The following is a 14,890-nucleotide window of genomic DNA, read 5'->3' as shown; positions in this document are numbered from 1 at the left end:
GCCCGCAGCCGCGCGAATTGCTCAGCGTTCCAGAACGAGGGCGAGCCCTTGCCCCACCCCGATGCACAGCGTTGCCACACCCACCCCGCCGCCACGCCGGGCAAGCTGATGGGCAACCGTCCCGGCGAGCCGAGCCCCGGACGCACCCAGCGGATGCCCGAGAGCGATCGCACCACCCTGCGGATTGAGAATCGCGGGATCGAACTCGGGCCACTCGGCCACACACCCCAGCACCTGCGCCGCGAACGCCTCGTTCAGCTCCAGCACGGACAGGTCGTCGAAGCCCTTGCCGGCCTTGGCCAAAGCCCGGTTGACCGCCTCCACGGGCGCCAGCCCGAAGTAGTGCGGGTCGGTCGCCGACACACCCGTCGCACGGACCCGGGCCAGCGGCTCGCGCCCCGTGGCCTTCAGCCCCTCCTCGTCGACGAGCAGCAGCGCCGCCGCACCGTCGTTCAGAGGCGACGCGTTGCCCGCCGTCACCGTCCCGCCCTCCTTACGGAACGACGGCTTGAGCTTGGCCATCGCCGCCAGGGAGGCATCCGGCCGGACGCACTCGTCGGCGGCGAACACCACCGGCTCCCCCTTGCGCTGCGGAACCGCCACGGGCGCCAACTCGCCCTCGAACAGGCCCTGCTGCCGCGCGGCCGCGGCCTTCTCGTGGCTGCGCAGCGCGAACTCGTCCTGCTGCTCCCGGCCGATCTTGTGCTTGTCCGCGATGAGTTCGGCCGACTCGCCCAGCGGGATCGTCCACTGCGGTTCCATGCGCGGGTTGACCATGCGCCAGCCGAGCGTCGTCGAGTACAGCTCGGTGTGCCCGGCCGGGAAGGGCTTGTCGTTCTTCGGCAGCACGTACGGCGCGCGGGTCATGGACTCGACGCCCCCGGCCAGAGCGATGGACGCGTCGCCGAGCGCGATGGCCCGGGCCGCCTGGATCACGGCCTCCAGGCCTGAGGCGCACAGCCGGTTGACCGTCACGCCCGGCACGGAGGTGGGCAGCCCGGCGAGCAGGGCGGCCATGCGGCCGACGTTGCGGTTCTCCTCGCCGGCGCCGTTGGCGTTGCCGAAGTACACGTCCTCGATCCGGGCCGGGTCCAGCTCCGGGGTGCGGGCGAGGAGTGCACGGATCGCGTGCGCGGCCAGGTCGTCCGGGCGCATGTCCGCCAGGCCGCCGTTGTAGCGGCCGAACGGCGTGCGGACCGCGTCGACGATGTAGACGTCCTTCACTTCACGCCCTCCGGCACGGTCAGTCGGGCGGCGGTCCTGGCCACGATCTCGTCGGCGGTCACGCCCGGCGCGGTCTCCACCAGCACCAGCCCGTCGTCGGTGACGTCGAGGACGCCCAGGTCGGTGATGATCCGGTTCACGCAGCCCTTGCCGGTCAGCGGCAGCGTGCACTCGGTGAGGATCTTCGGGGAGCCGTCCTTGGCGGTGTGCGTCATGACGACGACGACCGTACGGGCGCCGTGCACCAGGTCCATGGCCCCGCCGATCCCGGTGATCAGCTTGCCGGGGACGGCCCAGTTGGCGAGGTCGCCCTTCTCCGACACCTGCATCGCGCCCAGCACGGCGACATCGATGTGCCCGCCCCGGATCATCGAGAAGGACAGCGCGGAGTCGAAGAAGGACGCGCCCGGCAGGACCGTCACCGTCTCCTTCCCGGCGTTGATCAGGTCCGGGTCGACCTCGTCCTCGGTGGGGTAGGGCCCGGTGCCGAGGATGCCGTTCTCGGATTCGAGGACGACCTCGACGCCCTCGGGCAGGTGGTTCGGGATGAGCGTGGGCAGGCCGATGCCGAGGTTGACGTACTGCCCGTCCCTCAGCTCCCGCGCCGCCCGCGCGGCCATCTCCTCGCGCGTCCAGGCCATCAGGACCTCACCGTCCGCTGCTCGATCTTCTTGTCCGCCGCCTGCTCCGGGGTCAACGCGAGCACCCGCTGCACGAAGATGCCCGGCAGGTGCACCGCGTCCGGCTCGATCTCACCGGGCTCCACCAGCTCCTCGACCTCGGCGATCGTCACCTTGCCCGCCATCGCGGCCAGCGGGTTGAAGTTCCGGGCGGACTTGTTGAACACCAGGTTCCCGTGCCGGTCGCCGCGGGCCGCCCGGACCAGGGCGAAGTCGGTGCGGATGCCCCGCTCCAGCACGTACTCGGTGCCGTCGAACTCCCGGACCTCCTTCGGCGGCGAGGCCAGCGCGACCCCGCCCGCACCGTCGTAGCGCCACGGCAGCCCGCCGTCGGCGACCTGGGTGCCCACCCCGGCCGGGGTGTAGAAGGCGGGGATCCCGGCGCCGCCCGCCCGCAACCGCTCGGCGAGCGTGCCCTGCGGGATCAGTTCGACCTCCAGCTCACCGGCCAGGTACTGCCGGGCGAACTCCTTGTTGGCGCCGATGTAGGAGCCCGTGACCCGGGCGATCCGGCCGGCGGCGAGGAGGACCGCGAGGCCGGACTCCATCGCCCCGCAGTTGTTGGAGACCACCGACAGTCCGGCGACCCCGCGCTCGTGGAGCGCCTGGATCAGCGTGTTCGGTACACCGCTCAGCCCGAAACCGCCCACCGCGAGCGACGCGCCGTCCGGCACGTCGGCCACCGCCTCCACGGCTGTGGCGACCACCTTGTCCATCCGAGAAGCCCCATCTCTTCCGAGCGACCCGACCGAATTAATCAGGGCACTGATTATTTCCGCGAAGCTCCCCTCACGCTGCCACCGGCACGGCGGGGCGTCAAGGCCTCGACATATCCGCCCTCGGTCGCTTCCCGGGCGGCAGACAGTCCTGCCGTGGCCGGGTATCGTTCAGTGCACCAACGAATACGACCGGCGAACGCGAGCAAGGGGTGCACATGGCGGCGGCGGACCTCACCACCCACCCCGGGCACCTGGCCCGGCGGCTCCAGCAGGCGCACTACCTGCTCTGGAACACGATGGTCTCCGAGGAGATCACCTCGCCGCAGTTCGCGGTCCTCAACACCCTCGTCGCGGAGCCGGGCCTGGACCAGCGCACGGTGGGGGAGCGGGTGGGGCTCGACCGGTCCACGATCGCCGAGGTGATCAGCCGGCTCGGCCGGCGCGGACTGCTCGACAAGGTCCGCGACCCGCAGGACGGCCGCCGCTTCCTGCTGCGCCTCACGGACGAGGGCGTGCGCACGCACCGCAAGCTGACCGTGCGCACCGCCCGGATGAACCAGGTCTTCCTCGCCCCGCTGACCGCCGAGGAGCGGACGGTGTTCTTCGACCTCATCCGGCGGGTGGCGGACGCGGCCGAGGGGCTGCGCAACCCCGGGGAGCCCCTGGTGGCGCCCGGCTGACCCGCGCGGCCCGTGCGGAAGGGTCAGGACGCCTCGGCGTACACCACCCACACCTGGCCCTTCGCGAAGTTCACCGGCGTGCCGTCGCCGGTGGTGAACGCCGTGCCGTCGGCGGCGTCCCCGCGGTTCCAGTTCACGTCGTGGGCCCGCCCGTCGCGCAGCACCTTCGCCTTGCCCGAGCCGACCGTCTCGGTGTACGGCGTGTTGTTGCCGAGGAAGTCGCGGAAGGCGGACTCACGCACCTTCACGTACTGCACGACGACCGTCGCGGCCGCCAGCCGCTTGCCGTCGGCGGTCGTGGCGGGAGCGCCGTCCATGCCGACCAGCCAGCGGTCGCGGGCGTCCGACCAGGTGAAGGTGAAACGGGCCGCCGGGTAGCGCACCGTCTGCGAGGCCGTCGCCTTGCCGCCCGCCGGGGCGGAGCCGTGGCGGAAGCCAGTGGTCAGGGCCGCCTCGCCCGGGGCCTCGGGCACGAGCCGCTCGGGCCGCAGGAAGAGGTTGTACGGGGCGGGCCGGCCGGAGCCGCGGAAGAAGGCGTCGGGGGCGCTGCCCGGAGTCTCCGCCTCCAGCGGCGCCCTGTCGATCAGCGGCAGCAGCTTCTTCTGCGCGCCGGAGAAGGCGAGCGTGGGCCGGTCGAACTGCCGCAGCAGTTCGAGGTCCGACTCGCGTGCGCTGCGCACCGGGCCGACGGTCTTCGGCAGCTGGGTCGCGTACACCGCCATCAGCCGGCTCAGCCCGCCCTCGACCTGCTCCACGTACACCACGTCCGCGGCGTCGACGCCCGTGTGCGGCCGGGCCGCGCGCGCGTTGTCGATCTTGACGGCGAGGACGGAGGGGGCGGAGGGACCGGTCGCCGACGGGGAGGACTCCCGCCCCGGCTGCCGGGCCGAGCCCCGTTTGTCGTCGGTGGTGCCGCCGCCGTTCGTGCAGCCGGCGGCCAGGGCGGCCGTCACCGTGGCGGCCAGCAGTGCCGCTGTCGTCGCGGCGCGCCGTCCGCCTGCCCCTCGTCCCATGCCCACCGTCGCCACCGCGCCTCTGTCATCGATTTGTCTTGATTGTGCGCTTATCTGGCCACCGATGGCCATACCTGATCGCGGTCGGCGCGATGGTGTCCGCGCGGTGTCCGCCGATCGGCTCAGGGTTCAGCGCGGGACGCCCCGGGTACCCGGGGCGTCGCCGACCGACCGACGCGCACGCCGACGGAGGGAGCGCGCAGCGATGAGGGCAGTGACCTGGCAGGGCAAACGGGATGTGCGCGTGGAGGACGTGCCCGATCCGCAGATCCAGGAGCCGACGGACGCGATCATCCGCATCACCTCCAGCGGGCTGTGCGGATCCGACCTGCACCTGTACGAGGTGCTCACACCGTTCATGACCCCGGGCGACATCCTCGGCCATGAACCCATCGGCATCGTCGAGGAGGTCGGCGCCGGCGTCCCAGACCTCCAGGCGGGGGACCGGGTGGTGGTGCCGTTCCAGATCGCCTGCGGCAACTGCTGGATGTGCCTCACCGGCCTGCCCACCCAGTGCGAGACCACCCAGGTCCACGGCGAGGGCATGGGCGCCGCCCTGTTCGGCTACACCCGGCTGTACGGCGCGGTGCCGGGCGCCCAGGCCGAGTACCTGCGCGTCCCGCAGGCGCAGTACGGCCCGATCAAGGTCCCCGAGGGACCGCCCGACGACCGCTTCGTCTACCTCTCCGACGTGCTGCCCACCGCCTGGCAGGCGGTCGCCTACGCCGACGTCCCGCAGGGCGGCAGCATCGCCGTGCTCGGCCTCGGCCCCATCGGCGACATGGCCTGCCGGGTCGCCCAGGTGAAGGGCGCCGGACGAGTGTTCGGCATCGACCTGGTCCCGGAGCGACTGGCCCGGGCCCGCGCGCGCGGCGTGGAGACCTACGACCTCAGGTCCTTCGGCGACGAGAAGGAACTCGTCGCCGCGATCCGCGACGAGACCGACGGACGCGGCCCCGACGCCGTGATCGACGCCGTCGGCACCGAGGCCCACGGCAGCGCGGCCGCCAAGCTCGCCCAGCAGGCCACGGCGATCATGCCCCGCAAGCTGAGCGGCCCGCTCGCCGAACGCTTCAGCATCGACCGCCTCGCCGCCCTCTACACCGCCATCGACCTGGTGCGCCGCGGCGGCACCATCTCGCTCTCCGGCGTCTACGGCGGCATGGCCGACCCGATGCCCATGCTCACCCTGTTCGACAAGCAGATCCAGATGCGCATGGGCCAGGCCAACGTCCGCCGCTGGAGCGACGACATCATCCCGTACCTGACCGACGAGGACCCGCTCGGCGTGGACGACTTCGCCACCCACCGGGTGCCGCTGTCGGAGGCGCCGCACGCGTACGAGATGTTTCAGCGCAAGCAGGACGGCGCGGTCAAGGTCCTCATGCAGCCCTGAGCCCCGCTCACGCCCCGAGGATCTCCGCCAGGTCGTAGCGGACCGGCTCCTGCAACTGCGCGTACGTGCAGCTCTCGGGGGTCCGGTCCGGGCGCCAGCGGCGGAAACGGGCGGTGTGCCGGAAGCGCTGCCCGTTCTCCATGTGGTCGTACGCCACCTCGGCCACCCGCTCCGGCCTGAGCGGCACCCACGACAGGTCCTTCCGGCCGGACCAGCGGCTCGGCGCCCCGGGCAGCCGCGCCGTCTCGTGCGCGGCCTCCTCGGCCCAGGCCGCCCAGGGATGCCCCGAGACGTCGTCCAGGCGCAGCGGCTCCAGCTCCTCGACCAGCTCCGCCCGCCGCTTCATCGTGAAGGCGGCGGAGACGCCCACGTGCTGCAGCGTGCCCCGCTCGTCGTACAGGCCGAGCAGCAGCGAGCCCACGACCGGACCGCTCTTGTGCAGCCGGTAGCCGGCGACGACGACGTCCGCCGTCCGCTCGTGCTTGATCTTGAACATGGCCCGCTCGTCCGGCCGGTAGCGCACGGTCAGCGGCTTGGCGATGACCCCGTCAAGGCCCGCCCCCTCGTACTCCTCGAACCACTGCCGCGCCACCTCGATGTCCGTGGTCGCCGGCGCCAGGTGCACCGGCGCCCGCACCCCGGACAGCTCCCCGGCAAGCCGCTCCCGCCGGTCGGTCAGCGGGGCGTCCATCAGCGACTCGTCCCCGAGCGCCAGCAGGTCGAAGGCGACGAGCGAGGCCGGCGTCCGCTCGGCCAGGGTCCGCACCCGCGAGTCCGCCGGGTGGATCCGCTCCGTCAGCGCGTCGAAGTCGAGCCGCCCCTCCCGTGCGATCACGATCTCCCCGTCCACCACGCACCGCTCCGGCAACCGCTCCCGCACGGCCGTCACCAGCTCGGGAAAGTACCTGGTCAGAGGCTTCCCGGTGCGACTGCCGAGCTCGACCTCGTCCCCGTCGCGGAACACGATCGCCCGGAACCCGTCCCACTTGGCCTCGTACTGCATGCCCGCCGGGATCGCCGCCACGGACTTGGCGAGCATCGGCAGGACAGGGGGCATCACCGGCAGATCCATGGCTCGATTCTGCGCCTGTATGACCCGGTGCGCCCGATATGCGCGGCGCGCGGGCTGCGCCTACCGTGACGGACATGGGTGACGCGGTGGAACTGGAGGTGGACGGCCGGAGCGTGCGGCTGTCCAGCCCGGACAAGGTCTTCTTTCCCGAGCGCGGTTTCACCAAGCTGGACCTCGCCCGCTACTACCTGGCCGTCGGCCCCGGCATCCTGCGCGCCCTGCGCGACCGGCCCACCACCCTGGAGCGCTACCCCGAGGGTGTGACCGGTGAGAACTTCTTCCAGAAGCGGGCGCCGAAGAACATGCCCGACTGGATCCCGACCGCGCACATCACCTTCCCCAGCGGCCGCAGCGCCGACGAGATGTGCCCCACCGAGGTCGGCGCGGTGGTGTGGGCCGCCCAGTTCGGCACCCTCACCTTCCACCCCTGGCCGGTCCGCCGCGACGACGTGGACCGCCCCGACGAACTGCGCATCGACCTCGACCCGCAGCCCGGCACCGACTACGAGGACGCCGTCCGCGCCGCCCACGAACTGCGGGCGGTGCTCGACGAGTTCGGCGGACTGCGCGGCTTCCCCAAGACCTCGGGCGGCCGGGGCCTGCACGTGTTCGTGCCCATCGAGCCGCGGTGGACCTTCACCCAGGTCCGGCGCGCCGCCATCGCCGTCGGCCGGGAGATGGAACGGCGGATGCCGGAGCAGGTCACCATCAAGTGGTGGAAGGAGGAGCGCGGCGAGCGCATCTTCCTCGACTACAACCAGACGGCCCGCGACCGCACGATCGCCTCCGCCTACTCGGTACGCCCCCGCCCGCACGCCCCCGTCTCCGCGCCCCTGCGCTGGGACGAGGTAGGGGTCGCGCACCCGCGGGACTTCGACCTCGGGACCATGCCCGCGCGCTTCGCCGAACTCGGCGACGTGCACGCGGACATGGACGACCACCGCTACTCCCTGGAGGCCCTGCTCGACCTCGCCCGCCGCGACGAACACGACCACGGGCTGGGCGACCTGCCGTACCCGCCCGAGTATCCGAAGATGCCGGGGGAGCCCAGACGGGTACAGCCGAGCAGGGCCCGCAAGCAGGCGCCTCCTACAACTCCTTGATCCGGATGTCGCGGAACGAGACCACGTCCGTGGTGCCGTGCACCTGGAGCCCGATGTAGCCGGAGGCGAAGCGCCGCCCGTCCGTGCCCGGGTCGTCCGCGCGGGGCGGGGTGAACTCCTGGCCGCCGGTGTTGTCGAACTCGTTGATCAGCACGCCGTTGCGGAAGACCGAGTAGTGCTGGCCCTCCACCCGGATCTCGTAGTCGTTCCAGGTGCCCTTCTGCGTCACGCCGGCACCGGCGAGACCCACGCGGTCGAAGCCGTAGATCGAGCCGGTCTTGTACATGTCGCCGTCGGGGCGGTCGAGCACCTGCACCTCGTGCCCGTACTTGATGGCGACCCACTCCGGGCGCGGCTCCTCCGGGTGGTCGTGGACCCAGGGGAAGCGGACGAAGACGCCCGAGTTGGCGTTGCCGGTGCCGGGCGCGTCGTCACGCCACTGGAGCTTCAGTGAGAAGTCGCCGTACTTGCGCTGCGGGAACCACAGCATGCCCATGCCCGGCGTCGTGGCGCTGGAGGTGATCGTCCCGTCCGGGTTCAGCCCGAACGAACCGCCGCCCACGTGCCGCCACGTGGCCAGGGACTCCGCGCTGCCGTCGAAGATCGCCCGGTAGCCCTCGGTCTGCCCCGGTTTGCCGATGCCCGACTGGCGGGCGGCCTTGCGGATGGCGTTGTACTCGCGCTGGTCGATCACGCCTTCCTTCAGCAGCGCGTCCAGGACGGACGTGACGTGCTTGAGGAACAGCGCGTGGGACGTCCACTCCTTCTCGTCCTCGATCAGTTCGCCGATCCGGCACCGGTTGTCGGTGACCCGGTTGCGCACCCCCGAGTCGACCGTGCCGACGAACACCGTCAGCCGCTCGTCGTACTCCGGGCAGTCCGGCGCCGGGACCCCGCCGGAGACGACCGTGAAGGTCACGCTGCGGGCCGCCGAGGTGTTGCCGGCCTTGTCGGTCGCCCGGTACGCCACGGTGTGCGCACCGGCCCGGTCCACCACCACCGGCGCCGAGTAGGCCAGGTACGGCCCGCCGTCGAGCGAGTACTCGATCCGCTCGACGCCCGAGCCGTGCGCGTCGGTGGCCGTGACGGTCACCCGGGCGCTGTTGACGTACGCCCCGTCGGAGTTCCTCGTGCCCTCCACGGTCACGCCCGTCACCGGCGGGGTCGTGTCCTGCGGCGGCGCCGCGACGACCGTGAACCGCACGTTCTTCTCCGCCGCCACGTTGCCCGCCTTGTCGGTGGCGCGGTAGCGGACGGTGTGCTCGCCCACCTGGTGCACCATCACGGGCGCGGTGTACGGCTGCCAGGCGCCGGAACCGATCGCGTACTCGATGGTGTTGACCCCGGAACCGGTGTCGGAGGCGGAGACGGTGACCGTCGCCATGTCGATGTACGCCCCGTCCGGGTCCCGCTCGCCGGTCACCGTCGCCGAGGTCTCCGGCGCGGTGGTGTCGTCCGACTGCGGTGCCACGACCGTGAACTGGGTGCTCTTCTCGGCGGAGACGTTGCCCGCCTTGTCGAACGCCCGGTAGCGGACCGTGTGATCGCCGACCTGGTCGACCACGACCGGCGTGGTGTACGGCTGCCAGGCGCCCGCGTCGCCGAGCGCGTACTCGATCCGGTCCAGACCCGAGCCGCCCTCGTCGGTGGCGTGCAGCGCCACGCTCGCGGAGCCGACGTACTGGCCCTGCGTGTTCTGCGTGCCGCTGACGTGCGCCGACGCCTCGGGCGCCGTGGTGTCCTCGCCCGTGCCCTCGGTCACCGTGAGGATGCCCTGCATCTGGCCGTGGCCGGGGATCGTGCAGTGGTAGAAGTACCGGCCGGGCGTGAGCGTGACCTGGGCGGTGTGCTTGCCGCCCTGGGCGTCGTTCGGGTTGGCCAGGATGTTGAGCTGCACGTCGCTGTTGAACTCGGGATCGCTGGTCACGAACGTCAGCGTGTGCGGCATGCCCGTGGTGTTGCCGGTGGCCGTGCTGTTCTCGAAGACGATGGTGGCCTGACCGGCGACCGCCGTCTTCGGCGCCGACAGGTACTTGTCGATGTCGTTGCCGGCCGTCCAGGTGAGCACCTGTTCGGCGGCCGGCGCCTGTGCCTGCCCGGCGGCGGGCATCGCCTGCACGCCGAGCATCACGAGCAGGGCGGCCAGCAGGGCGGCCCAGATTCTTCGGTGCGGTAGGTGCCGTGTCACTCGGTCCCCCTCGCCAGCTGCCCGGCGGCCGGGGTCGGCCCGCCGCCCTTGTAGACGACCCGCCACAGGGCCGACTTGGAGTCCGAGGTGAAGAAGCCGCGCCCGTAGTCGAGGACGTACAGCGCGCCGTCCGGACCGAACTTCCAGTCCATCAAGTTCTTGATGCCGTCGTTGCCGATCGGCACGATCTTCTTCAGCGACTCCGCGTGCACCGGCAGACCGCCGTCGCCCTGCGTCTTCGGGTCCATCAGCACCGCGTGGCGCGGCTGGTCGGCGTCGTAGAAGTCGCCGACGAACCACTTGCCGTCCCAGTAGGCCGGCCACTTGACGGTGCTGTCGGCCGCGACCGCGTCGGACCGGTACACCGGCCCGTTCATCGCCGCCTGGCCGCCGCCCTTGAGCCAGGGCAGCTTGTACGTGGCCTCCTCCGGCTTGTACGACGGGACACCGTTCGCGTCCCGCGGGTAGTCCGGCGCGCCGCCCGAGGGCGAGTACCAGATGTTGTTGCCGGTCACCGGCGGCAGGTTGACCAGGCCGTCGTTGTTCGGCGACTCGTTCTTCGGGTGGTCGCAGTCGTACCAGCCCAGCGGCTTGGACGGGTCCGGCAGGTTGCGGTCCCGGTAGGGCTGCTTGTTGCCCATGCAGTACGGCCAGCCGCGGTTGCCCGCCTTCGTGATGGCGGCGAACGTGTCGTACTTGGCCGGACCCCAGGTCGTGGAGGGCCCGCTCGCGTCCGGTCCGACCCAGCCCGCGTAGAGCACGTCGGTCGACTTGTCGACGAAGATGCGCGCCGGGTTCCGCACGCCCATCACATAGATCTCGCCGCGCGTCTTGCCGCCGCCCTCGTCGGTCTCCTTCCCGGTGAAGAGGTTGCCCTCGGGCAGCGTGTACGTGCCGTCCGGCTCCGGGTGGATGCGCAGGATCTTGCCGTTGAGGTTGTTGGTGTTGCCGGCCGTGCGGCGCGCGTCCGCGAACGAGACGCCCTTGTAGTTCGGCTCCGGGTTGTTGCCGGAGTAACCGCCGCTGAAGCCGCTGGAGTTGTTGTCACCGGTGGCGATGTACAGGTTGCCCTTGGAGTCCCAGGCCATCCCGCCGCCCGCGTGGCAACAACTGTGGATCTGCACCGGCCACTTGAGGAGCACCTTCTCACTGGCGAGGTCCAGCTTGTTGGTGGCCTGGTCGAGGGTGAACCGGGAGACCCGCCGCTCCGCCATCCGCGTCTCGCGGTCGATCCGCTCGTGCGGCGTGTAGTGCAGGTACACCCACCCGTTCTGCGCGAACTTCGGGTCCAGTTCGATGCCGAGCAGGCCTTCCTCGACCTTGATCAGTTCGTCGCCGCCGCCCTTGTTGCCGAAGACGGTCAGCGCGCCGGCCAGGGTGACCTGCTTGGTCCTCGGGTCGTAGACGTGGATCTCGCCCTTGCCCTTGCCGATGTCGGGGTTGTTCCAGTCGGTGATCACCGGCTGCGAGGAGTCGGCACCGCCCCGGCCGATGTAGAAGACCCGGCCGTCGGGGGCGGTGACCAGCCCGTGCGGCTCGCCGATCTGGTCGTTCTGCCCCGGCTGGTTGGGCTTGGTCAGCCGCTCCGCCGCGTAGTTGGCGTTGATGGTGGCCTTGCAGTCGGCCTGCTCCAGCCGGGTCGTCCACATCAGCGCGCCGCGCAGGTGGGCCCGGAAGTCGGTCTCGTCGTACGACGACACCGTGCCGCCCATGCCGGTGTAGAAGGAGCGGCCGCCGTCGTAGTCCCGGCACCAACTGACGGGGTGGTCCCAGCCGTTGGCCCCCGTGCCCGGCTGGTACGTCGACTCCCGCACCCGGGCCACCGTGTGGACCTCGCCCGAGGGGTTCTTCACCCAGTTCAGCCACTTGTCCGGGCGTTTCCACTGCACCGGCAGGTCCGTGGCCGCCGGGTGCCGGCGGTCGCCGACCTCCACGGTCGCCCGCTGCACGGCCGCGGGGCTCGACGCGGCCGGGCGGGCACCGACCAGACCGGTGAACCAGTCCGAGTACGGTTCCGCGCGCGCCGCGTCATGGATGCCGAGGAACCCGCCGCCGGCCTCCATGTACGCCTCCAGGCCCGCCTCCTGCTCCGGGTCCAGGACGTCGCCGCCGCCGGTCAGGAACACGATCGCGTTGAAGCGGCCGAGCCTCGTCCCGTCGGTGAACACCGAGGCGTCGCCGGTGGCCTGCACCTTGAAACGGCGGTTCGCGGGACCCGACAGGCCGATGTCCTCGATGGCCTCGATCCCGGCGTTGACGACCGGCGACTCCTCCCCGGCCGCGGAACCGTGGAAGATCAGCACCCGTACGTTCGCGCCGCCCGGCGGCGACTTGATCGACATCGTTGTCAGGGGTGGTTCCGGATAGGGACGCGCACTCGCGGCGGGGCCCGACAGCAGCCCGGCGGTCACGGCACCGGCGGCCAAGGAGGCCGCCCAGACGCGTCTTCTCTTGCTCAGCCCTCGTAAGTGCATGGGCACCTCCTCGGTCACAGCAACACCGCCAAGGAAGCTAAACCCCTTTGCCCATCCCGCCAATACCTATGACCGGGATGGCACCAACTTTGTCTTGAGCGTGGATAAACCGGCATCCGGCCGGTACCGTCTCACAGGTTCATCACAGGTACGCCTCCGTAAATGCCTTACCAGGGTGGGGAGTTCCGCATGGACAGACGCAGCTTCAACCGGCGGGTCCTGCTGGGCGGCGCGGCCGTCGCGACATCGTTGTCCGTGGCGCCGGAGGCCCTCAGCGCCGACGGCCCGGCCAAGACCGCGCCCGCCGGGGGCGAGGTGAAACGCATCAAGCTGTACGCCGAGAAGCTGGCGGACGGTCAGATGGGCTACGGCCTGGAGAAGGGCAAGGCCACCGTTCCCGGCCCGCTGATCGAACTCAACGAGGGCGACACCCTGCACATCGAGTTCGAGAACACCATGGACGTGGCGGTGAGCCTGCACGTCCACGGCCTGGACTACGAGATCACCAGCGACGGCACGAAGCTGAACCGCAGCCACGTCGAGCCGGGCGGCACCCGCACCTACACCTGGCGCACCCACGCCCCCGGCCGCCGCAAGGACGGCACCTGGCGGGCGGGCAGTGCGGGTTACTGGCACTACCACGACCACGTCGTCGGCACGGACCACGGCACCCAGGGGCTGCAGAAGGGCCTGTACGGGCCGGTCATCGTCCGGCGCAAGGGAGACGTCCTGCCCGACCGGACGCACACGGTGGTCTTCAACGACATGCTCATCAACAACAGGCCGCCGCACTCCGGGCCGAACTTCGAGGCCACGGTGGGGGACCGGGTCGAGTTCGTCGTGATCACGCACGGCGAGTTCTACCACACGTTCCACATGCACGGTCACCGCTGGGCGGACAACCGCACCGGCATGCTGACCGGCCCCGACGACCCCAGCCAGGTCATCGACAACAAGATCACCGGCCCGGCCGACTCCTTCGGCTTCCAGGTGATCGCGGGGGAGGGGGTGGGGGCCGGCGCCTGGATGTACCACTGCCATGTGCAGAGCCACTCCGACATGGGGATGGTGGGGCTGTTCCTGGTGAAGAAGCCGGACGGGACCATCCCCGGCTACGACCCGCACGAGCACGGGCGGCACGGGCAGTCCGCGGAGCAGCGGGAGGGGCACGAGCACTGACCGGCACCTGAGCCGGGCCGCTCTCAGAGACGGGCGCGAGAGCGCTCTCATCCGGGCCCGGCCCCGGGGCTATCCTGATCCGCAGCCGCAGGTGAGGAGCCCCGAAGTGACCGACACAGCGCCGCGTCCCACCCTGGAGGCCGTGGCCGCCCGGGCCGGGGTCTCGCGGGCCACCGTGTCCCGCGTGGTCAACGGCGGGGACGGGGTGCGGGACACCCTCGTCGAGCGGGTCCGCAAGGCCGTCGACGAACTCGGGTACGTGCCCAACCAGGCCGCCCGCTCCCTGGTGACCCGGCGGCACGACGCGGTCGCGGTGGTCGTCGCCGAGCCGGAGACCCGCGTGTTCGCCGACCCGTTCTTCGCGCTCCAGCTGCGCGGCATCAGCAAGGAGCTGACGGCCCACGACAACCAGCTCGTGCTGCTGCTCACGGAGGGCCGGGACGATCACGCCCGGGTCGGCCGGTACCTCGCCGGCGGGCACGTCGACGGGGCCCTCGTCTTCTCCCTGCACCTCGACGACCCGCTGCCGGAGCTGATCCGGCGCGCCGGTGTCCCCACCGTGTTCGGCGGGCGGCCCGGCTGGAGCGGCGACCGGCGCGGTGTGGTCTACGTCGACAGCGACAACCGCGGCGGTGCCCGCGACGCCGTCCGCCACCTGGCCGGCCTCGGCCGCACCCGTATCGCGCACATCACCGGCGCGCTCGACCAGACCTCGGCGGTGGACCGGCTCGACGGCTACCGGGACGTCATGGTGGACGCCGACCCGGCCCTGATCGTCGAGGCCGACTTCACCCCGGCCGGAGGGGAGCGCGCGATGCGCGAACTCCTCGACCGCTGCCCGGACGTGGACGCCGTCTTCGCCGCCAACGACCTCACGGCCTCGGGGGCGCTGCGCGTCCTGCGGGAGGCCGGACGGCGCGTACCCGACGACGTGGCCGTGATCGGCTTCGACGACATGCGGCCCGTGGCGGAACAGACCGACCCGCCGCTCACGACGGTCCGCCAGGACATCGAGGAGATGGGCCGCCTGATGGCCCGCCTCCTCCTGCGCGACCTCGACCGCGCCACCCCCGGCGAGGGCGCCGCCGGCACCCCGTCCGGCGTGGTCCTGCCGACGACACTGGTACGGCGGGCCTCCGCGTAGCGGCCGGACCCGCTGGCC

The 14,890-nt window shown here is 71.5% G+C and carries 12 protein-coding genes; 5 read left to right on the top strand and 7 right to left on the bottom strand.

Annotation, left to right across the window (positions count from 1 at the left end):
- Window positions 1-21: 21 nt before the first annotated feature.
- The 3 genes from ACSUPV_RS05570 to ACSUPV_RS05560 are packed head-to-tail and all read right to left on the bottom strand — an operon-like array spanning window position 22 to window position 2,620.
- On the bottom strand, window positions 22-1,224 hold the full coding sequence (locus ACSUPV_RS05570) for a thiolase family protein (RefSeq protein ID WP_382610183.1): 1,203 nt from the start codon (window positions 1,222-1,224) through the stop codon (window positions 22-24).
- Window positions 1,221-1,865 carry a CoA transferase subunit B gene (locus tag ACSUPV_RS05565; protein WP_436947039.1) on the bottom strand — a complete coding sequence of 215 codons (645 nt, stop codon included), beginning with the start codon at window positions 1,863-1,865 and terminating at the stop codon, window positions 1,221-1,223. Before ACSUPV_RS05565 ends, ACSUPV_RS05570 begins: the two co-directional genes overlap by 4 nt.
- Window positions 1,865-2,620 (bottom strand): CoA transferase subunit A, encoded by a 756-nt coding sequence (locus ACSUPV_RS05560; protein ID WP_031112630.1) that lies wholly within the window; start codon window positions 2,618-2,620, stop codon window positions 1,865-1,867. Before ACSUPV_RS05560 ends, ACSUPV_RS05565 begins: the two co-directional genes overlap by 1 nt.
- Window positions 2,621-2,838: 218 nt before the next feature.
- Between ACSUPV_RS05560 and ACSUPV_RS05555 the strand changes: the two genes are divergently transcribed.
- Window positions 2,839-3,303, top strand: coding sequence for a MarR family winged helix-turn-helix transcriptional regulator (locus ACSUPV_RS05555; RefSeq protein ID WP_031112632.1), 465 nt, complete (start codon window positions 2,839-2,841; stop codon window positions 3,301-3,303).
- Between the two features lie 23 nt (window positions 3,304-3,326).
- On the opposite strand, the gene ACSUPV_RS05550 is transcribed toward ACSUPV_RS05555, so the two are convergent.
- A complete protein-coding gene (locus ACSUPV_RS05550) occupies window positions 3,327-4,316 on the bottom strand; it encodes a DUF3048 domain-containing protein (protein ID WP_436947038.1) in 990 nt (329 codons plus the stop codon).
- A gap of 205 nt (window positions 4,317-4,521) precedes the next feature.
- On the opposite strand from ACSUPV_RS05550, the gene ACSUPV_RS05545 reads away from it, so the two are divergent.
- A complete protein-coding gene (locus tag ACSUPV_RS05545; protein ID WP_037769336.1) occupies window positions 4,522-5,712 on the top strand; it encodes a zinc-dependent alcohol dehydrogenase in 1,191 nt (396 codons plus the stop codon).
- Window positions 5,713-5,719: 7 nt separating this feature from the next.
- Here the strand turns inward: ACSUPV_RS05545 and ACSUPV_RS05540 are convergent, their stop codons facing one another.
- Window positions 5,720-6,784, bottom strand: coding sequence for an ATP-dependent DNA ligase (locus tag ACSUPV_RS05540; RefSeq protein WP_031112637.1), 1,065 nt, complete (start codon window positions 6,782-6,784; stop codon window positions 5,720-5,722).
- 74 nt (window positions 6,785-6,858) lie between these two features.
- Between ACSUPV_RS05540 and ligD the strand changes: the two genes are divergently transcribed.
- A complete protein-coding gene (gene ligD / locus ACSUPV_RS05535; protein ID WP_031112639.1) occupies window positions 6,859-7,887 on the top strand; it encodes a non-homologous end-joining DNA ligase in 1,029 nt (342 codons plus the stop codon).
- Here the strand turns inward: ligD and ACSUPV_RS05530 are convergent.
- Both ACSUPV_RS05530 and ACSUPV_RS05525 read right to left on the bottom strand, forming a co-directional pair.
- Window positions 7,874-10,015 carry an OmpL47-type beta-barrel domain-containing protein gene (locus ACSUPV_RS05530; RefSeq protein WP_359786515.1) on the bottom strand — a complete coding sequence of 714 codons (2,142 nt, stop codon included), beginning with the start codon at window positions 10,013-10,015 and terminating at the stop codon, window positions 7,874-7,876. The two genes, ligD and ACSUPV_RS05530, sit on opposite strands and share 14 nt — an antisense overlap.
- Before the next feature lie 56 nt (window positions 10,016-10,071).
- Window positions 10,072-12,549, bottom strand: a complete 2,478-nt coding sequence (locus tag ACSUPV_RS05525) for a ThuA domain-containing protein (RefSeq protein WP_382610174.1) — start codon at window positions 12,547-12,549, stop codon at window positions 10,072-10,074.
- A gap of 189 nt (window positions 12,550-12,738) precedes the next feature.
- Here ACSUPV_RS05525 and ACSUPV_RS05520 point away from each other — a divergent pair, with 189 nt between their 5' ends.
- Complete coding sequence (locus tag ACSUPV_RS05520; protein ID WP_436947037.1) at window positions 12,739-13,728, top strand: multicopper oxidase domain-containing protein; 990 nt, start codon at window positions 12,739-12,741, stop codon at window positions 13,726-13,728.
- Between the two features lie 106 nt (window positions 13,729-13,834).
- Window positions 13,835-14,872, top strand: coding sequence for a LacI family DNA-binding transcriptional regulator (locus ACSUPV_RS05515; protein ID WP_359786362.1), 1,038 nt, complete (start codon window positions 13,835-13,837; stop codon window positions 14,870-14,872).
- The last annotated feature ends 18 nt before the right edge of the window (window positions 14,873-14,890 follow it).

It is taken from the genome of Streptomyces sp. SudanB52_2052 (assembly GCF_964272415.1).
In the GTDB taxonomy this organism is placed as follows: Bacteria; Actinomycetota; Actinomycetes; order Streptomycetales; family Streptomycetaceae; genus Streptomyces; species Streptomyces olindensis.
Note: the sequence above shows the minus strand (reverse complement) of the source record. Positions and strands in the feature narration are given on the sequence as shown.